Raw genomic sequence first — 1,406 nt, forward strand, 5'->3', positions numbered from 1 at the left:
GGCGCCGACCGAACAGAAGCCCGCCCTCCGCCGCAATCTCTCGCTGAACGCGGCAGCAACCGAGATCGCCGGCCAGATGACGGAGGCTAAGCCGGCGGACGATGCGGTAAGGCCAGAGGCGATGCAGCCCAACGCGGCCGCGCCGCCGGCCGCAAAGCCGGCCCCGCAGCCGCTCAACGTTATCCAGAAAACATTTCGCGCCGAGGCGCTGGCGCGGTTGCAGCGCGCGACCCTGGCCGCGTGCGGCTTTACCGAACGTCTCGTCGTGTTCTGGTCCAACCATTTTTGCATCTCCGCGAGCAAGGGCGAGCTGGCGCGGATATGGGCCGGCGCGTTCGAGCGCGAGGCGATCAGGCCGCACGTGCTCGGGCGCTTCACCGACATGCTCCGGGCCGTCGAGCAGCATCCGGCGATGCTGTTCTTCCTCGACAACCAGCAATCGCTCGGTCCGGATTCGCGCGCCGGCCAGAACCGCAAGCGCGGGCTCAATGAAAACCTCGCGCGCGAGATCATGGAGCTGCATACGCTCGGCGTCGGCGGAGGCTACACGCAGGACGACGTCACCTCACTCGCGCGCATCATCACCGGCTGGACCTTCGCGGGCCGGCAAGGGCAGCTCGGGCCCCCCGGCTCCTTCGTGTTCAACAGCAATGCGCACCAGCCCGGTCCGCAATTGCTCCTCGGCAAGACCTATGAGCCGACGGGGCTCGCGCAGGGCGAGGCCGCGCTCGCCGACATCGCGCGGCATCCCTCGACCGCGAACTTCATCGCCACCAAATTCGTCCGCCACTTCGTCGCCGACGATCCGCCGCCGGCGCTGGTCGCGCGCCTGCGTGATGTCTTCGTCAAGACCGACGGCGATCTCAAGGCGCTTGCCATGGCGCTGGTCGATTCCGATGAAGCGTGGCAAGCGCCGCTGACCAAGATGCGCAGTCCTTACGATTTCCTCGTCGCGAGCGGGCGGCTGCTCGCGCGCGTGCCGGAGGATCCGAGCCGCTATCTCAACGGCCTCAATTTGCTTGGGCAACCGCTGTGGTCGCCGGCCGGGCCCAACGGCTTTCCCGACACCAATGCAGCCTGGGCCGCGCCTGAGGGCATGAAGCTCAGGCTCGACATCGCGGCGCAGATTGGCTCGCGGCTCGGCAGTAATATCGATCCGCTCGACCTCTTGGAGTTCGCGGCAGCCGATGCGGCCTCCATCGAGACGCGGCGAGCCGTCGAGCGCGCGGAGTCGCGCCAGCAGGCGCTGGCGCTGCTGCTGATGTCGCCGGAAATGCAGCGGAGATGACGATGATCGATTGCGTCGAGAACCGGCTCCTCACCTCGCGGCGCGGCCTGCTGCTCGGCGGCGCCTCGTTTGCGGCCTGGGCTTACCTGCCCAAATTCGCGCGCGCGGCCGACGGGCG

1 protein-coding gene is annotated in these 1,406 nt (G+C 68.2%); it reads left to right on the forward strand.

The window, feature by feature from the left end; all coding sequences use genetic code 11:
- The coding region (locus MOV74_RS38215; RefSeq protein WP_246932690.1) for a DUF1800 domain-containing protein at window positions 1-1,288 on the forward strand (1,288 nt) is incomplete at its 5' end.
- Window positions 1,289-1,406: the final 118 nt, after the last annotated feature.

The sequence above is a fragment of the Bradyrhizobium sp. SHOUNA76 genome, from assembly GCF_023006445.1.
Lineage (GTDB): Bacteria > Pseudomonadota > Alphaproteobacteria > Rhizobiales > Xanthobacteraceae > Bradyrhizobium.